Below are 17460 nucleotides of genomic sequence, written 5' to 3' on the forward strand. Positions count from 1 at the left end.
GCACTCGCAATTCCAAAACAGACGGTTGAGGATTGCAATACACTTAAAGAATGCGCCCTTAGCTCAGCTGGTAGAGCAACTGACTCTTAATCAGTGGGTCTAGGGTTCGAGTCCCTAAGGGCGCACTTCTTTTACTTGAGAATGCGCCCTTAGCTCAGCTGGTAGAGCAACTGACTCTTAATCAGTGGGTCTAGGGTTCGAGTCCCTAAGGGCGCACTTCTTTTATTTTCAGAGCGCCCTTAGCTCAGCTGGTAGAGCAACTGACTCTTAATCAGTGGGTCTAGGGTTCGAGTCCCTAAGGGCGCACAAAAGAGCCAAATCTTACGAGATTTGGCTCTTTTTGTTTATGCTGTTTCTTTCCTCCCCTATTTTGAATGTGCCATATTTTGTAGTTTGCAAATAAAACACTATCTTTGCAATAGAAATAAGCAATAGAAACGATGGGAATATTCGGACTTTTTAATAAAAAGAAAAAAGAGACGCTTGATGCCGGACTGGAAAAGACCAAGCAGAGTGTCTTTAGTAAGATCACGCGTGCCATCGCGGGTAAGTCCAAGGTTGACGACGATGTGCTCGACAATCTTGAGGAGGCTTTGATCACCTCGGATGTGGGCGTAGATACCACACTGAAGATCATCCACCGCATTGAGGAAAGAGTAGCAAGAGACAAATATGTGTCCACTTCAGAGCTCAACACCATCCTGAAAGAAGAAATAGCCTCACTGCTCACCGAAAACAACACGAAAGACAGCAGTAACTGGGACCTGCCCAGCGATCACAAACCCTACGTGATACTGGTGGTCGGTGTCAACGGTGTCGGCAAGACCACGACCATAGGTAAACTGGCTTATCAGTTCAAGCAAGCAGGGAAAAAAGTATATCTTGGTGCCGCAGACACCTTCCGCGCTGCAGCCGTAGAGCAGATACAGATCTGGGGCGACCGCGTGGGGGTGCCCGTCATCAAGCAGCAGATGGGAGCAGATCCCGCCAGCGTTGCTTTCGATACGCTGCAAAGCGCAAAAGCCAACGGCGCCGATGTCGTACTCATTGATACTGCCGGTCGCCTGCACAACAAGGTTGGACTGATGAACGAGTTGAAGAAGATCAAGGATGTCATGAAGAAAGTGGTACCCTCTGCGCCCGACGAGGTGCTGTTGGTGCTTGACGGCAGTACCGGACAGAATGCTTTTGAGCAAGCAAAGCAGTTCTCAGCGGTTACTTCTATCACTTCTTTGGCCATCACCAAACTTGATGGTACCGCCAAGGGTGGCGTGGTCATCGGCATCTCTGACCAGTTGAAAGTACCCGTAAAATACATCGGCCTCGGAGAGAAGATGGAAGACCTCCAACTCTTCAACAAAAAGGAATTTGTAGACTCCCTCTTTTAAATCGATCAATCAGCTGTGACCACTCACAAAATGGCAACAGCACATATAAAATGAAAAATAGAATAGACTTTATAACTATGGGGTGCTCAAAAAACCTCGTAGACTCTGAACAACTTATGCGACGTTTCGAACAGGAGGGCTATCATTGTGTGCACGACCCCAAGCGCCCTACCGGAGACATCGCTGTCATCAATACGTGCGGATTTATAGAAGCAGCCAAAGAGGAAAGCATCAACACGATCTTGGAGTTTGTAGATGCCAAGCAGCATGGCAAGCTCAAGAAACTCTTTGTCATGGGTTGTCTCTCACAGCGTTATCGCAAAGAGTTGGAGGAATCGATTCCAGAAGTCGATAAATTCTATGGTAAGTTTGATTACCGTCAACTGTTGCAGGATCTCGGGCCCGCAGAAAAAGAAGAAATCGCACAGACCGACCAGCAGCAACCAGCACAATCCAATAAGACATTCAACCAATCGCGTGTCAACGCCAACAGCCGCCGTAAATTGACGACGCCTCATCACTATGCTTATATCAAGATTGCAGAAGGATGCGACCGCCACTGTGCTTACTGTGCTATACCGCTGATCACCGGCAAGCATGTTTCCCGACCGATAGACGACATCCTCAACGAAGTGCAGGAACTGGTCAAAGAAGGCGTAAAAGAGTTCCAAATTATTGAGCAAGAACTGACCTATTATGGCATCGATCTCTACCACAAGCCGATGATTGCGGAACTTATCAGCCGTATGGCAGACATCCCCGGTGTGAAATGGATAAGGCTACATTATGCCTACCCCAACCAATTTCCCTTGGAGCTGCTGGATGTGATGCGGGAGAAGCCAAACGTCTGCCGCTACCTCGACATTGCCCTTCAGCATATTTCTGATCATATGCTCGAAAGAATGCACCGACACGTAACCAAAGAAGACACCATCAGTCTCCTACGTACAATCCGCGAGCGGGTTCCCGGAATTCATATCAGAACCACGCTGATGGTGGGATTCCCCGGTGAAACAGAAGAAGACTTTGATGAGCTGCTCGATTTCGTGCGTGAGCAGCGATTTGAGCGTATGGGAGCCTTTGCTTACTCTGAAGAAGAGGGCACTTATTCCGCACTCCACTATGACGATGACGTGCCGGAAGAAGTGAAGCAACAGCGTCTCGACAAGCTCATGGCCCTGCAACAGCAGATCAGCGAAGAGATAGAAGCTGAGAAAGTGGGTAAGACTTTCCCCGTGATCATAGATCGGAAAGAGGGTGACTATTACATCGGACGCACCGAATTCTGTTCTCCGGAAGTAGATCCAGAGGTACTCATCCCCGTAAAAGACAAGCACTTGCGTGTCGGCAACTTCTATCAAGTGAAAATGACAGGCAGCGACGAGTTTGATTTATATGGACAAGTATGAACAACAAAGAATTCATCAGCACCTTAGCTGCTGACACCGGCTACACACAGTCCGACACACAGAAAATGGTCAACAATGTCATCGAGGCAATGAAAAAAGCCTTCGGAGACGGCGACAGTGTGCAGATCACTAATTTCGGTTCTTTTGAAGTGAAGAAAAGGCTCGAACGCATTGTCGTCAATCCAGGTAATGGACAGCGAATGTTAGTTCCGCCAAAATTGGTGCTCAGCTTTAAGCCTACCTCCGCAATCAAAGAAACGTTGAAAGGAAAATCATGAACAAACAGCTCATCAAAGACTTATCACAAGACCTCGTAGATAAATTTGAACTTGACAAGAAACAGGCCAACAACTTTGTCGAGAAAATGTTCAGTATACTGCAGACGGGACTGCAAAACGAGAAAATCGTGAAAATTAAAGGACTTGGCACCTTTAAGGTCATCAGCGTGCAGTCAAGAAAGAGCATCGATGTCAACACGGGTGAACCGATTCTTATCGATGGCAGAGATAAGATCAGCTTCACACCAGACAGCGATATGCGTGATTATGTCAACCGACCTTTCGCTCAATTCGAGACGGTAGCCGTCAACGATGGCACAGACTTTAGCCTCATCGACAAGAAATTTGAGGAAGAGGAACAAGAGGAAACACAGGAAAAAAAGGAAAAACAAGAAGAGAAAGAAGAAAAGGAGGAAGTGCAAAAAGAAGAAGCACAGGAAGATTACCCTGAAGAAAAACAAGATAATGAACAAGAAGTCGTCGTCCAGGGGATCGATAAAAAGGAACCACAAGAAATATCTGAAGTTTCTTTCCAGGATGATCATCTCACAGAAGTAACATCAGTAGAAGAGAATACTCCTGCCCACAAGACTCCTTCAGAAGTTGACAATGCCTATGGACAAGAAGAAGCTCTCAAAGAAGAGGAAACTAAGACGGAATCTCTGACGCAGGAATCCAAAGAAATCAATCAGAAAACAAAAGAAATAGATCAGGAACAAAAGGAAATAGAACCGAAGAGCAAAGGGGCTGAACAAGAACCTAAAGATATCGAACAGGAAGCACAAGCTAATGATTGTGAGCAAGAAACGCATACGGCTGAGACAGAGCAAGAAGCGCATACAACGGAGATAGAACAAGAAGTGCATACGGCAACTGTCAATATCAGGCAGCAATTCGAGGATGAGAATCATCAATTGCAGGCGGCGAATGAAGAGTTGCGAAATAATTTCCGTCATCAATATCGTCTGATGAAAGGGGTGATTTCCTTTTTTGTCATTGTCGTATTGCTATGTTTTGGCGGAGGCTATTTTCTACTCAATCAGTTGAAGAAGCGCGATCATCGCATTGAAATGCTGGAAATATTAGCCTATCGCAATAATAATGGTCTAAGAAGCTCGGCTGGTAACAACTCTTCTCTCAATGCTGCACCATCAACTGTCAGTCAACAAAGTAAAGGCAAGCAGACTACAGGCGAAGCCAAGGCTATGGACTATGTTCAGAAAGAAACTAAGACGGAGACCAAGTGTGCAAACAACAATAGTGTTTCACAGCCCTCAGACTCTAAGGCTTCCGGCAACACCCAGTCAGCTAATGGCAGACGCAATGCTTTGACATCTACGTCAAATGCAAATAATTTGAAGCAAAAATCATCAGAATCTGCTTCTTCAAAAACTGTGTCAGACAAAGAGCAGACATCCTATAGCAAAGATGTAAGAATCCGAACTGGTGCCTATCGCATCGTAGGTATCAGCCATACGGTGAAAGTGCGGAGCGGACAGACTCTCTATTCTATCAGCCGTGCCAATCTTGGACCGGGGATGGAGTGCTATATAGAGGCTGTCAACAACGGTAAGACGGAATTTAAAGTTGGAGAAACCGTCAACATCCCTAAACTACAAATCAAAAAGAGAAAATAATTGGAAAAAGAAGTAAGAATAAGTGAGAATAATCTTACTTCACAGAAGACAGAGCCACGAGAAAAGCAAAAACAATGTTGCAGGGTACCTCTCGATAGTTAAAGAAGAATTCCTTCATCGAGGTACCCTGCAAAAGTATTATTTAGAAGGGAAGATCATCAGCGGCATCGCCATTGTCTTGCGCTGGTGCTGCTGGAGCTGCAGTACTTGTCGCCCCCGCTGTTGGAGCAACAGAAGCCTGGCCACCCAACTGACTCATTGGAGCAGCCATGGAAGCACCGCCGACAGCGTTAGGATCTACATGGTCAACACGGAAAGCATTGATATCGTTGAAATAGCGGTCCTGCCATGGACGGGCATTGATATCTAGCCACACGTGCACAGTATCACCCTGATGAATATTGAATTGCTCGAGCTTGTCAGCGCCGAAGACGCGGAACAAGCAAGCGCGAGGATATTGGTCTTTCGTCTGAATCACAAATTCCTGGGATTTCCAAGCGTTACCAGTGCGTTGGGATACGCCCTCTTTAGCAGGGTACTCTTTGATGATCACCCCTTCTACTTCTATTCCTTGTAATGCCATTTATGAGAGTTTTTTAGTTGAACTTTCAGAGTTATAGTGCAAAGATAGTGATAAAGACGGAAATATCAAGCAATTCAATCGAAAAAAAACAAAAAATAAAAAATAATACGCCATAGCTTTCTCGTTCTGTTATTTTCTTATTATCTTTGTATAAACGAAAACAAATAAAACCATTATTATATGAGATTTAGTCTTTCAAGCTCCGCATTGAGCACTCGACTGCAAACATTGGCCAAGGTCATCAATACCAAAAATTCCATGCCCATCTTGGAATGCTTTGTATTTGATGTCAGCCAAGGACAACTTCGTATTACAGCCAGCGATGGCGAGAACCGTATGACATCATTGGTCAGCCTGAGCGAATGCGACAGCGAAGGCTCCTTTGCCATTTCCAGCCATTTGATTCTCGATGCTGTAAAACTGCTTCCCGAGCAGCCACTCGCCTTCGATGTCAATTTGGACTCCTATCAGGTGACCGTCGAATATCAAAACGGTCAGTATCAGCTCGTGGCACAAAATGCTGAGGAATATCCACAAGTGCAGCCCATTGAGGGTGACATCCATACCCTGACCATTGATGCCAGCGTTTTGGTAAGCAATCTCTCGCGCACACTCTTCGCTACAGACAACAACGAGATCCGTCCCGTGATGAACGGCGTATACTTCGACTTGACTCCTGAGCATTTGGCTATCGTTGCCAGTGACGGCCATAAGCTTGTGCGCTGCCGCAACTACGACATCAAATCTGAGGTACCCGCCTCTTTCATCCTTCCTAAGAAGCCGGCCAACCTTCTGAAAAACGGACTCGATCCAAACAGCGGCGACGTGGTCATCAAGTTCAACAGCAATGCAGCAGAGCTGACATTTGCAGACGGCACACTGCGTTGCCAGCTGATAGAGGGCACTTTCCCCAACTACAATGCTGCTATTCCTTCCGACAATCCCAATGAACTCCTCATCGACCGCAAGGCTCTGATGGACAGTATTCGCCGTGTGTTGCCCTTTGCCAGCATCAGCAGCCAACTCATCCGTTTCAAACTGTCGATGGGTTCCCTGCAGCTCTCTGCCGAAGACATCGACTTCGCGACAAGTGCCAAAGAGACCTTAGTCTGTGAATACAATGGCCAACCCCTGCAAATCGGCTTCCGAGGTGACTATTTCTGCGAAGTTCTTTCTTCGCTTGACAGCGATGACGTGAAGGTGATGCTGGGAGATCCAAGTCGGCCGGGCATTGTCCTGCCCAGTGTTCAGGATGAGCATGAGGATGTACTGATGCTGATTATGCCGTTAATTCTGAATGAATAATCGTTAACTGATCAATTAGATGATATTTTGCTGCTACGAGTCTTGAAAACCGAATCGTTCATCCTTCTTTCAAGACTCGTAGTAGTATATTTGGTGGTATATATTTTCATGAAACTGAATCTTAAAAAACCTTTGGTCATCTTTGACTTGGAAGCTACAGGCTTAGACCTCGTCAATGACCGAATTATACAAATCTCTTACGTAAAAGTCTCACCAAACGGTGAAGAGGAGCGTAAAAACATTTTTGTCAACCCCGGCAAGCCCATTCCTCACGACGTGCAAGAACTCACCGGTATCACCGATGAGGATGTCAAGGATGCTCCAACCTTTAAGCAACTGGCCAAACAACTGGCCGAGAGCTTCTCCGGTTGTGACTTTGCCGGCTACAACTCCAATCGCTTCGACATTCCCCTGTTGGCAGAAGAGTTCCTTCGCGCCGGCATAGACTTTGACTTTTCGCGTTGCCATCTCATCGATGTGCAAAACATATTTTTCAAGATGGAGCCCCGCAACCTTGCCGCTGCCTATAAATTCTATACGGGCCACAGCATGGAAGAGGACTTGAAAGCTCACCGTGCCGACCAAGACGCAGAAGCCACCTATAGAGTGCTTCAAGGTGAGTTGGATATGTATGCACCCGAAAAAGCAGAAGATCCGAAGCGTACACTGCCAAATGACATGAGCGCATTGGCCGAGTTCTCTGCCATGAACGACAATGTCGACTTTGCAGGGCGCATTGTGTGGAAAGAAATGAAAGACGCTCAAGGCAATCTTCTCCTTGACAAAGACGGTAAGCCACGACGACAAGAAGTCTTCAACTTTGGTAAATACCGTGGATGGGCAGTCACAGATGTGCTCCACCGCGACCCCGGCTTCTTCAACTGGATGCTCGGAGCTGACTTCACGCTCAACACCAAGCAAGTACTCACACGCATACGCTTACGCGAGGCCAAACTCAACATGCAGTCCGCTGCCCATACCAAATGATCATAATGAAACGCGCACTTATCCTTTGTCTCGTACTGCTTACGATGCTGCTTCTCCCCCCTACAAAAGGAGCAGCGCAGGAGTTGAACATGAAAGTGACGGTCAACCACAATCAGATTCAGGGCACAGATGCCTCTGTCTTCGACAATCTGCAACAGGCCATCACCACTTTCGTCAACGACCGGCAATGGACTAACATGCAGTTTCGCAAAAATGAGAAAATCAGCTGTAGTCTGGCCATCACCGTGAGCAAATATGACCCTACTACCAACATGTTTACCTGCAAAGCGCTGATTCAAGCCAACCGACCAGTATTCAACGCTTCTTATACCACAACGCTCTACAATAACACTGACAAGGACTTTAACTTCAAATACGCTCAATTCGACCAATTGGAGTTTAAAGACGAAATGGTAGACAACGCGCTTACGGCGGTATTGGCTTACTACGCTTATCTCATCATTGGCCTCAATTTGGACAGCTTTTCCCCTATGGGCGGCGAAGATGTACTGCAGCTTTGCATGAACCTCGCCAACAATGCCCAAAATCTGGACGTGACGGGGTGGAAAGCTTTTGACAATGACCGGAATCGCTTCGCTATCATCAACGACTACCTCGATGGCAGTATGAAACCTTTCCGCCAACTGCAATACGACTATTACCGTCTCGGACTCGACCAGATGGCAGAAAACAGTGAGCGAGGTAGAGCCCAGATCACTAACGCTTTAGAAAACGATCTGAAAACTGCTCACGAGAACAGACCCACGAGTATGCTCCCGCAGATTTGGACAGACTACAAACGTGACGAACTGGCAAATATCTATCAGGGCAAAGGCACTCCGAAAGAGAAAGAAGCCATTTACGACATACTCTTCTCTATCAATGCTTCGCAAAACAACGCTTGGGATAAAATAAAACAATGACATTATGCTCAAACAGTTATACATTAAGAACTTCACGCTCATCGATGAACTCAACATTGATTTTCATCCAGGATTCTCTGTCATAACCGGTGAGACGGGAGCTGGTAAAAGCATCATCCTTGGAGCCATTCACCTGCTCTTGGGGCAGCGTGCTGACACCCGACAAATCAAAGAAGGAAGAAGCAAATGTATTGTTGAGGCGCATTTTGATTTGAGCACTTGCCACCTCGAAGATTTCTTTCAAAACAGCAACATCGACTACGATGCCTCTGACTGTATCCTTCGACGAGAGGTGAGCAGCAATGGCAAGAGCCGAGCGTTTATCAACGACACACCTGTGTCCTTGACTCTGATGCGTGAGTGCGGTGAGCTGTTGGTGGACATTCACAGCCAGCATCAAAACCTGCTCTTGCAGAAAGAAGACTTCCAAATGAATGTCGTGGATATCATCGCTGACGACAAACCTCTCCTTGATGATTACAAACACCACTACGCCGACTATCTCCAAGCTGTGCACAAATACGAGGAGCAGAAAAAAATCATCGCACAAAACCGCGATCAAGAAGAGTTTCTCCGCTTTCAATACAATGAACTCGACAAAGCCAATCTACAAGCTGACGAACAAGAGAGTCTGGAGAGCCAGGTGCAGACGCTGAGCCATATCGAGGACATCAAGAGTGCCTTGTTTCAGACGACGTCCCTGCTCAACAACGATGACAATGGTGCCGTCAACCTCGTAAAGAATGCGGCTGATTCGTTGCAAAACCTTGTCGATGTCTATCCTGAAATTCAGGATGCTGCGCAGCGACTTGAATCCGCCGGCATCGAGTTGAAGGACATCGCTGACGAAGTTGACCACAAATTGGAAAACATAGATTTCGATCCTCAACAGCTCCAACAGATGAACGACCGGCTGGACGAACTCTACTCATTGGAGAAAAAATTCCATGCCAGTGGAGTCAACGAGCTCATCGACCAGCGCGACCAACTCAAGCAGGAAATCGCCAACATCGATTGCAGTGACGACTTCTTGGCCGACTTAGAGGAAGCGATGAGCGTCGCCCACGACAATTGCGCCAAAATTGGCCAGCGGCTGAGTGAAGCCCGTCTGCATGCTGCCAAGAAAATCGAAGCAGAGATGCATCAACGGCTGGTGCCATTAGGCATCCCTAAAGTCCGATTCTCTATCGATATTCAGCACACCGATTGCCAGCCGATGGGGCTCGATAAGATCTCTTTCCTCTTCAGTGCCAACAGCAGCACACCACTCCAGCCCGTGGCTCAGGTGGCTTCCGGTGGAGAGATTGCCCGTGTGATGCTCTCTTTGAAAGCCATGATCAGTGGTGCCGTGAAGCTCCCCACCATCATCTTCGACGAGATTGATACGGGGGTCAGCGGACGCGTGGCAGAGAAAATGGCTGAGACAATGCGTGAGATGGCACAGCAGCACCGCCAAGTCATCGCCATCACCCACCTCCCACAGATTGCGGCCGGAGGCACATCGCACTACAAAGTGAGCAAAGAAGAGACTTCAGAAGGCACCGTCAGTACCATGCGTGAACTCTCCGAGAAGGAGCGAGTACGCGAAATCGCCCAAATGCTCAGCGGAAGCGACATATCGCAGGCTGCCATCGACAACGCTCAGGCTCTGTTGGATGCCCAGAAATAGTTCTGTCCAAAAAGAAATGACTTTAATTTCAAAGAAATCATCTAAATATCTGAAACTATAAAATATGATGAGAAAAACAATATCAAGCATACTCCTCGTCTTTATCCTGTTGCTGCCTCTTAAGACTTTGGCTCAGGGAGCCAACATGTCAAAGGTGGCTGCAAATATCTTCACGTTGACAACTTTCAACTCCGACGGCTCCATCCACGGATCTACTCATGGAGTCTTTGCAGGTACGCAAGGCGAAGCCATAGCACCCTGGCATGTCTTTGTAGGAGCTGCCCGTGCAACTGTCATTGACAGCAAAGGCCAGCAAAACGATGTCGATGCAATTGTCGGTGCATCAGAAATGTATGATCTTTGCCGCTTTCGGGTGAAAGGCAACCGCTTGCCGGCAGGCTTGAGCATCAACACGCTGGATGCTCCAGTCTCTCCTGTCACCCTTGTGAGCTTTTCTACCAAGAAAGTAGACAGCCACAAAGTAAAACCGCTTCGCATCGAGAAATTTATGAGCACCTATAACTATTATGTGTTCAATGATGTCGACGTTTCCTCTACAGATCTAGGCTGCCCCATTGTCAACGCTACCGGTCAACTGCTTGGACTCATGCAGCGTCCACAGGATGGTGGCCAGGCTTTCTCCGCTGATGCCCGACTGACCACAACCTTCACGACCAACGGTCTTTCACTCTCTGACCCTACGCTCAAGGCTACCGCCATCCGTCCGGCTCTCCCGACCGAGGAGCAGCAGGCTACACTGATGCTGGTTCTTGCCGCTGAGCAAACCGACAGCACCAACTACGAGACCTATATCCACGAATATATCTCTCGTTTTCCCACGGCAACTACCGGTTATCTGACACTGGCTAACTGGTATGAGCGCTACAACAAATTCGGCCTTGCCGATGCCACATTGAAGACTGAGACTCAGAAGGCCGCTAAGAAGGATGAGGCTTACTACGATTATGCCAAAACTGTATATCAAGCTGCCGTAGCCCGTGTCGATACCCTCTACCCCACTTGGACTTTTCAGCGCGCTACGGAACTGGCTCAGCAAGCCGAAAAGATCAATCCTCTGCCGATCTATAAGCATTTGCAAGCACAAATCCTCTACGCTACAGGCCATTACGACAAAGCTTTTGAGACCTTCACTGCATTGCAAAGCACTGACTTAGGCAAGAACGGAGAGGTATTCTTCGAGGCTGCACAATGCAAGACACAGCTCAAGGCACCTACATCCGAGGTACTTGCATTGCTCGACAAAGCCGTCAGCGTACAGTCCGGCACGCCCTCTGCTCCCTATGTCCTGGCCCGTGCAAGAGTCTACGATGTCACTGGCGACTATCGCAAAGCCTTCAACGACTATCTTACTTATGACTCACTCGTCAACTATCAGGGCTCCGACGACTTCTACTATGCCAAATTCAAATGTGAGATGAAGCTCCGCCAATATCAGTTGGCTCTCAACGATATAGCCCACGCCATTGTTTTGAACCGCACGGCTCCCACCTATTATGCCGAGATGGCCAGTCTACAGCTGAAAGTCGGAAAATACGATGATGCCGTAAAGACCTGTAACTTGGCTCTGCAATTGACACAGCAGTATAGCGACATTTATATCATTAAGGGCATCGCTCTTTGTGAGTTGAAAAAGAAAGAAGAAGGTATTGCGGCTTTACAGAGTGCACAGCAACTGGGCGACAGCAGAGCTGAAGGCCTCATCAAGAAATATCAGAAATAATCATCTGACGAAAGAAAACGCCAACGGCGGCTTCCAAGAAAATGCTTGGAAGCCGCCGTTTTTGTTTGTTATCAGCAGGTTGATGCAGGCTAAATAAACATTAAATGAACATTAATAATCTATCAGAAGAATAGATATAAGCTAATTTGATGTCGCAATATTCGTCAGAGCATCATGAGATACCTGTATTCAACGAGATCACTTTATTTCTCTTCTTCCTGACTGCTGTTTTCAGCATGCTTAGCGTTGACATACTCCAAGAAGAGGCGTAGTACCTTATTGGTTGCAATCTCCAAGTTGATGTCACGTCCAAAATCTTCAGTGAGCTTAAATGTCCGCACATCATCCTTAGCACCATAGCCGAGCCAAATCGTACCCACAGGGATCTCGGCCGTACCACCACCGGGACCGGCAACTCCCGTAGCCGATATGGCATAGTCACAGTTCAGCGCATCGCAGGCACCGATGACCATCTCACGGGCCACCTCCTCACAGACTGCAGTCTGCTCAGCTAGTACCTGTGCAGAGACATGGAGCAGATTCTCTTTTACCTCATTGGTGTAGGACACTACCCCACCCTTGAAATACTGCGAAGCGCCAGGTACCGAGATAATCGCCTCGGCAATGCGTCCGCCTGTACAGCTCTCTGCTGTTCCCAAGGTCTCATTATGATTGTAGAGAGCCTCCTGTATCTGACGGCTCAACACTTTGGTTTCAAATTCCATAATTGTCGTTCAATTATTTGATATCTATTGGGTTATACAACTATTACTACATGCTTACTTGAATGTGACCTTTGAGAAGGCGGGGGCATCGATAGAGCAGAAATCCTTGTCGAGATACTTGTAATATCCCACGATACCGATCATCGCCGCATTATCTGTGGTGTAGCTGAACTTAGGAATGTAGATGGTCCAGCCAAAGCGTTGAGCGTGGTCGCGGAAGGCTGCTCTCAATCCGTTGTTGGCCGAGACGCCGCCGGCAACAGCCACATGCTTAATCCCCGTCGACTTCACAGCCATTCTCAGTTTCTTCATCAGTATGTCCACGATGGTATGCTCGAGACTTGCTGCCAAATCCTGCTTATGATGCTCCACGAAGTCTGGGTCTTCTTCCACCCATTTTCTCAGATTATAGAGGAAGGAAGTTTTCAGGCCCGAGAAGGAGTAGTCCATCCCAGGGATGTGAGGCTCAGCAAATTTGTAAGCAAGCGGGTTGCCCTGACGTGCCAGCCGGTCGATGATCGGACCACCGGGATAGCCGAGCCCCATCACTTTCGAGCATTTGTCGATAGCTTCTCCGGCTGCATCGTCGATGGTTTGGCCCAACACCTCCATGTCGTTGTAGGCGTTGACCTTCACGATCTGAGAGTTACCACCCGATACCAACAGACAGATAAAAGGATAAGGAGGCATATGATTGTCGTCGTCGCTCTCCTTGATAAAGTGAGCCATGACATGCCCCTGCAGATGGTTGACATCGATGAGAGGAATCTCGAGGCTGCGTGCCAGTCCTTTTGCAAAGCTCACGCCCACGAGCAGCGAGCCCATGAGTCCCGGGCCACGCGTGAAGGCGATGGCCGACAACTGTTCTTTGGTGATGCCTGCACGCTTGATGGCCTGATCCACCACAGGTACCACATTTTGTTGATGTGCGCGGCTTGCCAACTCTGGGACCACACCTCCATAGGCGCGGTGAACCTCCTGCGAAGCCGTCACATTGCTCAGCAGCACGCCATTGCGAAGCACTGCTGCCGAGGTGTCGTCACACGATGATTCTATGCCTAAGATATAGACATCTTTATTTGCTGTTTCCATATTATTCATTTTTTCTCGTAAAAGCAGAATACCACTTTGTGTGGGGCTCTGCTACTCGGAAAGTACCTCCACTCCGTGCTCAGTCATGAGGAAAGTATGCTCCCATTGCGCCGAAGGCAGTTCGTCGCCAGAGATCACCTCCCATCCATAGGGGTCGTCCTCGTCGATAAACACTTTCCATGTGCCCATATTGATCATCGGCTCGATAGTAAACGTCATGCCGGGCACAAGCAGCATACCGGTGCCTCTGTGACCGTAATGCAGAATATCGGGCTCCTCATGCATCTGAAGCCCTACTCCATGACCACAGAGATCGCGTACCACACCATAGTGATATTTTTCAGCATGTTTTTGTATGGCGTGTCCGATGTCACCCACGAAGCAATAAGGCTTGGCAGCCTCTGCACCGATTTCAAGACATTCTTTGGTCACTCTGACAAGCTGTTCCTTCTCAGGCGTGGTCTTTCCACCGATGATAAACATGCGTGAGGCGTCGCCGTAGTAGCCGTTGTAGTCGAGCGTCATGTCAACATTCACGATATCGCCCTCCTGCAGCACATCTTCCTCCTTGGGGATGCCGTGGCAGACTACCTCATTGATGCTCGTACACACACTCTTGGGATAGCCTTCATAGTTGAGGCAGGAGGGATGACAGCCATGATCCTCGCAGAATTTCATGCAGATGTCGTCGATTTCCTGCGTATTCATCCCCGGATGGATAGCCTCAGCCACAGCGTCAAGGCACTGTGAGTTGAGTTTGCCAGCGATGCGTATGCCCTCAATCTGCTCGGGGGTGCGCACCATATCACGTGTAGGCACTTCCTTACCCTTGTTTTCCCAGTACATTACCTTCTTGTCCAACTCTGTGGGCTCTTGACCGGGAAGGCAATGCCAACGTCTTTTCTTTTTAAACATATCTTTATATTATAATTTTATAAGATTCTAATACTCTATTCCTTAGTCATCAAACAAGTTGAGCTTATTGCCGCGTGCCTGATCTAGCGACATGAGCTTAGCCTGCTTCTCCTGATATTGCTGTCGGAGCTGCTCATAGCGTGAGGCAAGCATTTCTTCGTAGTCTTTTCTCTGTTTGGCATCCATGAGGCGGGCGGCGATGATCGGTGGCTGACTGGCATCTTTGGTCCATATCACTGGAGCGTCATAGACTGGCGCAATCTTCAGGGCAACATGCAGTTCGCTCGTCGTGGCACCGCCAATGAGCAACGGGATATGCAGCCCCGCCTTTTGCAGTTCTTCAGCCACATTGACCATCTCTCCAAGCGAGGGAGTGATGAGGCCGCTCAACCCTATTAAGTCGACATGGAGCTGACGGGCTTTTGCCACAATCTGCTCGGCGGGCACCATCACTCCGAGATCGATGACCTCATAGTTGTTGCAGGAGAAGACCACGCCGACGATATTCTTGCCGATATCGTGGACATCGCCCTTGACAGTTGCCAACAGCACGCGGCCGGCAGTAGCCGCACCCTCTTTCTTTTCCGCTTCGATATAAGGCTGTAGGATAGCCACGGCTTGCTTCATCGTACGCGCGGTCTTCACCACTTGTGGGAGAAACATCTTACCGGCTCCGAACAGCGTTCCCACCTCGTTCATGCCGTCCATCAGCGGTCCCTCGATGATGTCCACAGCATGGGGATATGTCTCAAGAGCCTCGTGCAGATCGGCATCCAAATATTTGCCTATGCCTTTCCTCAAGGCATAGCCCAGCCGGCTTTCCACACTTTCCTTGCGCCATGCTTCGTCAGAGACAGCCACCGTCTTTCCTCCTTGTGATGCGGCCAGCTTGGCAGCCTCCTGCTCTGCGCGCTTCTTCTCTGCCAGCTCCACCAAGTCCTCCGAGGCACCCTGACGACGATTGAGGATAACATCCTCGATGACCGACAGCTCATCGGCGGGAATATCGGCGTAGGTCACCTTGGTAGCCGGATTGACGATACCGAAGTCCATGCCCTGCTCGATAGCGTGATAGAGAAACACAGCGTGCATCGCTTCGCGGATGTAGTTGATACCGCGGAAGGAGAAACTGAGGTTGCTTACGCCACCGCTGACGTGCACACCTTTAAGATTCTTGCGGATCCATCCCGTAGCCCGTATGAAGTCCAGAGCATAGCTGTCGTGTTCGGCAATACCCGTGGCCACAGAAAGAATGTTAGGGTCGAAGATAATGTCCAAAGGATCCATCCCCACCTTCTCCACCAAAATACGGTAAGCACGCGCGGCAATCTCTATCTTCCGCTCGTAGGAGGTGGCCTGTCCCTGCTCATCAAAGCACATCACCACCACGGCGGCACCGAAACGCTTCACATCCTTTGCATGGCTGATGAAGGTGCTTTCACCCTCCTTCAGCGAGATGGAGTTGACGATGCATTTGCCCTGCATACACTTCAGTCCAGCCATGATCACCTCCCAATCAGAGGAGTCGATCATCACGGGCACACGGGCAATGTCGGGGTCGCTGGCGATAAGATTGAGAAATTTCACCATCTCGGCCTTGGCGTCGAGCAGACCGTCGTCCATATTGATGTCGATCACCAGAGCACCGTCTTCAACCTGCTTGCGGGCGATTTCCAATGCCTCGGTATATTGTTTTTGCTCGATAAGCCTCAAAAATTTGCGGCTGCCGGCAACGTTGCACCGTTCACCTACATTTACAAAGCGCACCTCAGGAGTGACGTTGAGCAGTTCCAGTCCCGACAGCCAAAGAGTCTCGGAGCGTGGCACGACACGATGGGGCTGATAGTTTTTCGCTTTCTCGGCAAAGGCATGAATAAACTCCGGAGTAGTTCCGCAACACCCGCCAACAATATTGACAAGTCCTTCTTTCATAAAGATCTCCATCTCACCGGCCATCTGCTCTGCCGTCTCGTCGTATTGTCCCATGGCGTTGGGCAAGCCGGCGTTGGGATAGACGCTGATATAGAAAGGAGCACGCGCGGCCAGTGTCCTGAGATAGGGCAGCATCTGTGGTGCGCCAAACGAGCAGTTGAGTCCCACAGAGAAGATAGGGTAATCGGCTATGCTGGCCAAGAAAGCCTCAAGCGTCTGTCCACTCAGCGTGCGTCCGGCAAGATCACTGATGGTCACACTGACCATGATGGGAAGTTTACGCCCGACTTTCTCCATAATCTGCACCGAAGCGTCGATAGCCGCCTTGCAGTTGAGCGTGTCAAAGACTGTCTCGATGATGATGGCATCGACACCTCCACGAATCAGTGCATCCACCTCTTCACAATAGGCCTCGAAGAGCCCGTCATAACTTAGGTCACGCGCCGAAGGATCGCTGACATCCGGACTCATTGAGCAAGTTTTGTTGGTCGGTCCCACAGAGCCACATACATAGCGGGGATGACTGGGCGTAGAATATTCCTCAGCACTCTGCTTGGCGATGCGCGCGCCCTCATAGGCCATCTCGGCGCTGTCGGCCTCAAGATGATAGTCGGCTTGGGAAATACGCTGCGAAGAGAAAGTGTTGGTGGTAATAATGTCGGCACCCGCTGCCAAATATTGTCGGTGGATATCCATGATCACCTCAGGTTTGGTGATGTTCAGCATATCGTTGTTGCCTTTCATCTGCACGTTGCTGCCGGCATAGCGGCTGCCGCGGAAATCACTTTCGCTGAGTCCATACCTCTGAATCATGGTTCCCATGGCACCGTCCAGCACCACAAGCCTCTCTTTTACGATCTCTTCTAACATATAAGT

At 48.9% G+C, this 17460-nt stretch carries 14 protein-coding genes and 3 tRNA genes; 12 read left to right on the forward strand and 5 right to left on the reverse strand.

The window, feature by feature from the left end; genetic code table 11:
* The first annotated feature begins 52 nt into the window (after window positions 1-52).
* The 7 genes from FYJ73_RS02670 (at window position 53) to FYJ73_RS15840 (ending at window position 4712) form a co-directional block, all read left to right on the forward strand.
* Window positions 53-125, forward strand: a tRNA-Lys gene (locus FYJ73_RS02670).
* A gap of 18 nt (window positions 126-143) precedes the next feature.
* A tRNA-Lys gene (locus FYJ73_RS02675) sits at window positions 144-216 on the forward strand.
* A gap of 17 nt (window positions 217-233) precedes the next feature.
* A tRNA-Lys gene (locus FYJ73_RS02680) sits at window positions 234-306 on the forward strand.
* A 134-nt stretch (window positions 307-440) separates the two neighbouring features.
* Window positions 441-1388 carry a signal recognition particle-docking protein FtsY gene (ftsY, locus tag FYJ73_RS02685; protein ID WP_154533179.1) on the forward strand — a complete coding sequence of 316 codons (948 nt, stop codon included), beginning with the start codon at window positions 441-443 and terminating at the stop codon, window positions 1386-1388.
* A 50-nt stretch (window positions 1389-1438) separates the two neighbouring features.
* The gene (gene rimO / locus FYJ73_RS02690; protein ID WP_154533180.1) at window positions 1439-2797 is read left to right on the forward strand and encodes a 30S ribosomal protein S12 methylthiotransferase RimO; all 1359 of its coding nucleotides are present in this window, start codon (window positions 1439-1441) and stop codon (window positions 2795-2797) included.
* A complete protein-coding gene (locus tag FYJ73_RS02695) occupies window positions 2794-3075 on the forward strand; it encodes an HU family DNA-binding protein (protein WP_154533181.1) in 282 nt (93 codons plus the stop codon). The genes rimO and FYJ73_RS02695 overlap by 4 nt, the downstream gene beginning before the upstream one ends.
* Window positions 3072-4712, forward strand: a complete 1641-nt coding sequence (locus FYJ73_RS15840; protein ID WP_235899194.1) for an HU family DNA-binding protein — start codon at window positions 3072-3074, stop codon at window positions 4710-4712. Before FYJ73_RS02695 ends, FYJ73_RS15840 begins: the two co-directional genes overlap by 4 nt.
* 142 nt (window positions 4713-4854) lie before the next feature.
* Here FYJ73_RS15840 and FYJ73_RS02705 read toward each other — a convergent pair whose 3' ends face one another.
* The gene (locus FYJ73_RS02705) at window positions 4855-5280 is read right to left on the reverse strand and encodes a DUF3127 domain-containing protein (RefSeq protein WP_419471125.1); all 426 of its coding nucleotides are present in this window, start codon (window positions 5278-5280) and stop codon (window positions 4855-4857) included.
* A gap of 195 nt (window positions 5281-5475) precedes the next feature.
* On the opposite strand from FYJ73_RS02705, the gene dnaN reads away from it, so the two are divergent.
* The 5 genes from dnaN to FYJ73_RS02730 all read left to right on the forward strand — a co-directional run bounded on the left by dnaN (window position 5476) and on the right by FYJ73_RS02730 (window position 11920).
* Complete coding sequence (gene dnaN, locus FYJ73_RS02710) at window positions 5476-6600, forward strand: DNA polymerase III subunit beta (protein WP_154533183.1); 1125 nt, start codon at window positions 5476-5478, stop codon at window positions 6598-6600.
* Between the two features lie 108 nt (window positions 6601-6708).
* Entirely contained in the window at window positions 6709-7587 is an 879-nt protein-coding gene (locus FYJ73_RS02715; protein WP_154533184.1) for a 3'-5' exonuclease, read from the forward strand.
* 5 nt (window positions 7588-7592) lie between these two features.
* Window positions 7593-8510, forward strand: a complete 918-nt coding sequence (gene porD, locus FYJ73_RS02720; protein ID WP_154533185.1) for a type IX secretion system protein PorD — start codon at window positions 7593-7595, stop codon at window positions 8508-8510.
* Between the two features lie 4 nt (window positions 8511-8514).
* Window positions 8515-10179 (forward strand): DNA repair protein RecN, encoded by a 1665-nt coding sequence (gene recN, locus FYJ73_RS02725; protein ID WP_154533186.1) that lies wholly within the window; start codon window positions 8515-8517, stop codon window positions 10177-10179.
* A gap of 64 nt (window positions 10180-10243) precedes the next feature.
* Window positions 10244-11920: a tetratricopeptide repeat protein gene (locus FYJ73_RS02730; RefSeq protein WP_154533187.1), complete on the forward strand. Its 1677-nt coding sequence runs from the start codon at window positions 10244-10246 to the stop codon at window positions 11918-11920.
* 203 nt (window positions 11921-12123) lie between these two features.
* Here FYJ73_RS02730 and FYJ73_RS02735 read toward each other — a convergent pair whose 3' ends face one another.
* The 4 genes from FYJ73_RS02735 to metH are packed head-to-tail and all read right to left on the reverse strand — an operon-like array spanning window position 12124 to window position 17454.
* Window positions 12124-12645, reverse strand: a complete 522-nt coding sequence (locus FYJ73_RS02735) for a CinA family protein (protein WP_154533188.1) — start codon at window positions 12643-12645, stop codon at window positions 12124-12126.
* A gap of 54 nt (window positions 12646-12699) precedes the next feature.
* On the reverse strand, window positions 12700-13737 hold the full coding sequence (gene tsaD, locus FYJ73_RS02740) for a tRNA (adenosine(37)-N6)-threonylcarbamoyltransferase complex transferase subunit TsaD (protein ID WP_154533189.1): 1038 nt from the start codon (window positions 13735-13737) through the stop codon (window positions 12700-12702).
* A gap of 51 nt (window positions 13738-13788) precedes the next feature.
* Window positions 13789-14652 (reverse strand): type I methionyl aminopeptidase, encoded by an 864-nt coding sequence (gene map / locus FYJ73_RS02745; protein ID WP_154533190.1) that lies wholly within the window; start codon window positions 14650-14652, stop codon window positions 13789-13791.
* A 42-nt stretch (window positions 14653-14694) separates the two neighbouring features.
* On the reverse strand, window positions 14695-17454 hold the full coding sequence (gene metH / locus FYJ73_RS02750; protein WP_154533191.1) for a methionine synthase: 2760 nt from the start codon (window positions 17452-17454) through the stop codon (window positions 14695-14697).
* Between the last annotated feature and the right edge of the window lie 6 nt (window positions 17455-17460).

This window comes from Hallella mizrahii, assembly GCF_009695775.1.
GTDB classification, from domain to species: Bacteria; Bacteroidota; Bacteroidia; order Bacteroidales; family Bacteroidaceae; genus Prevotella; species Prevotella mizrahii.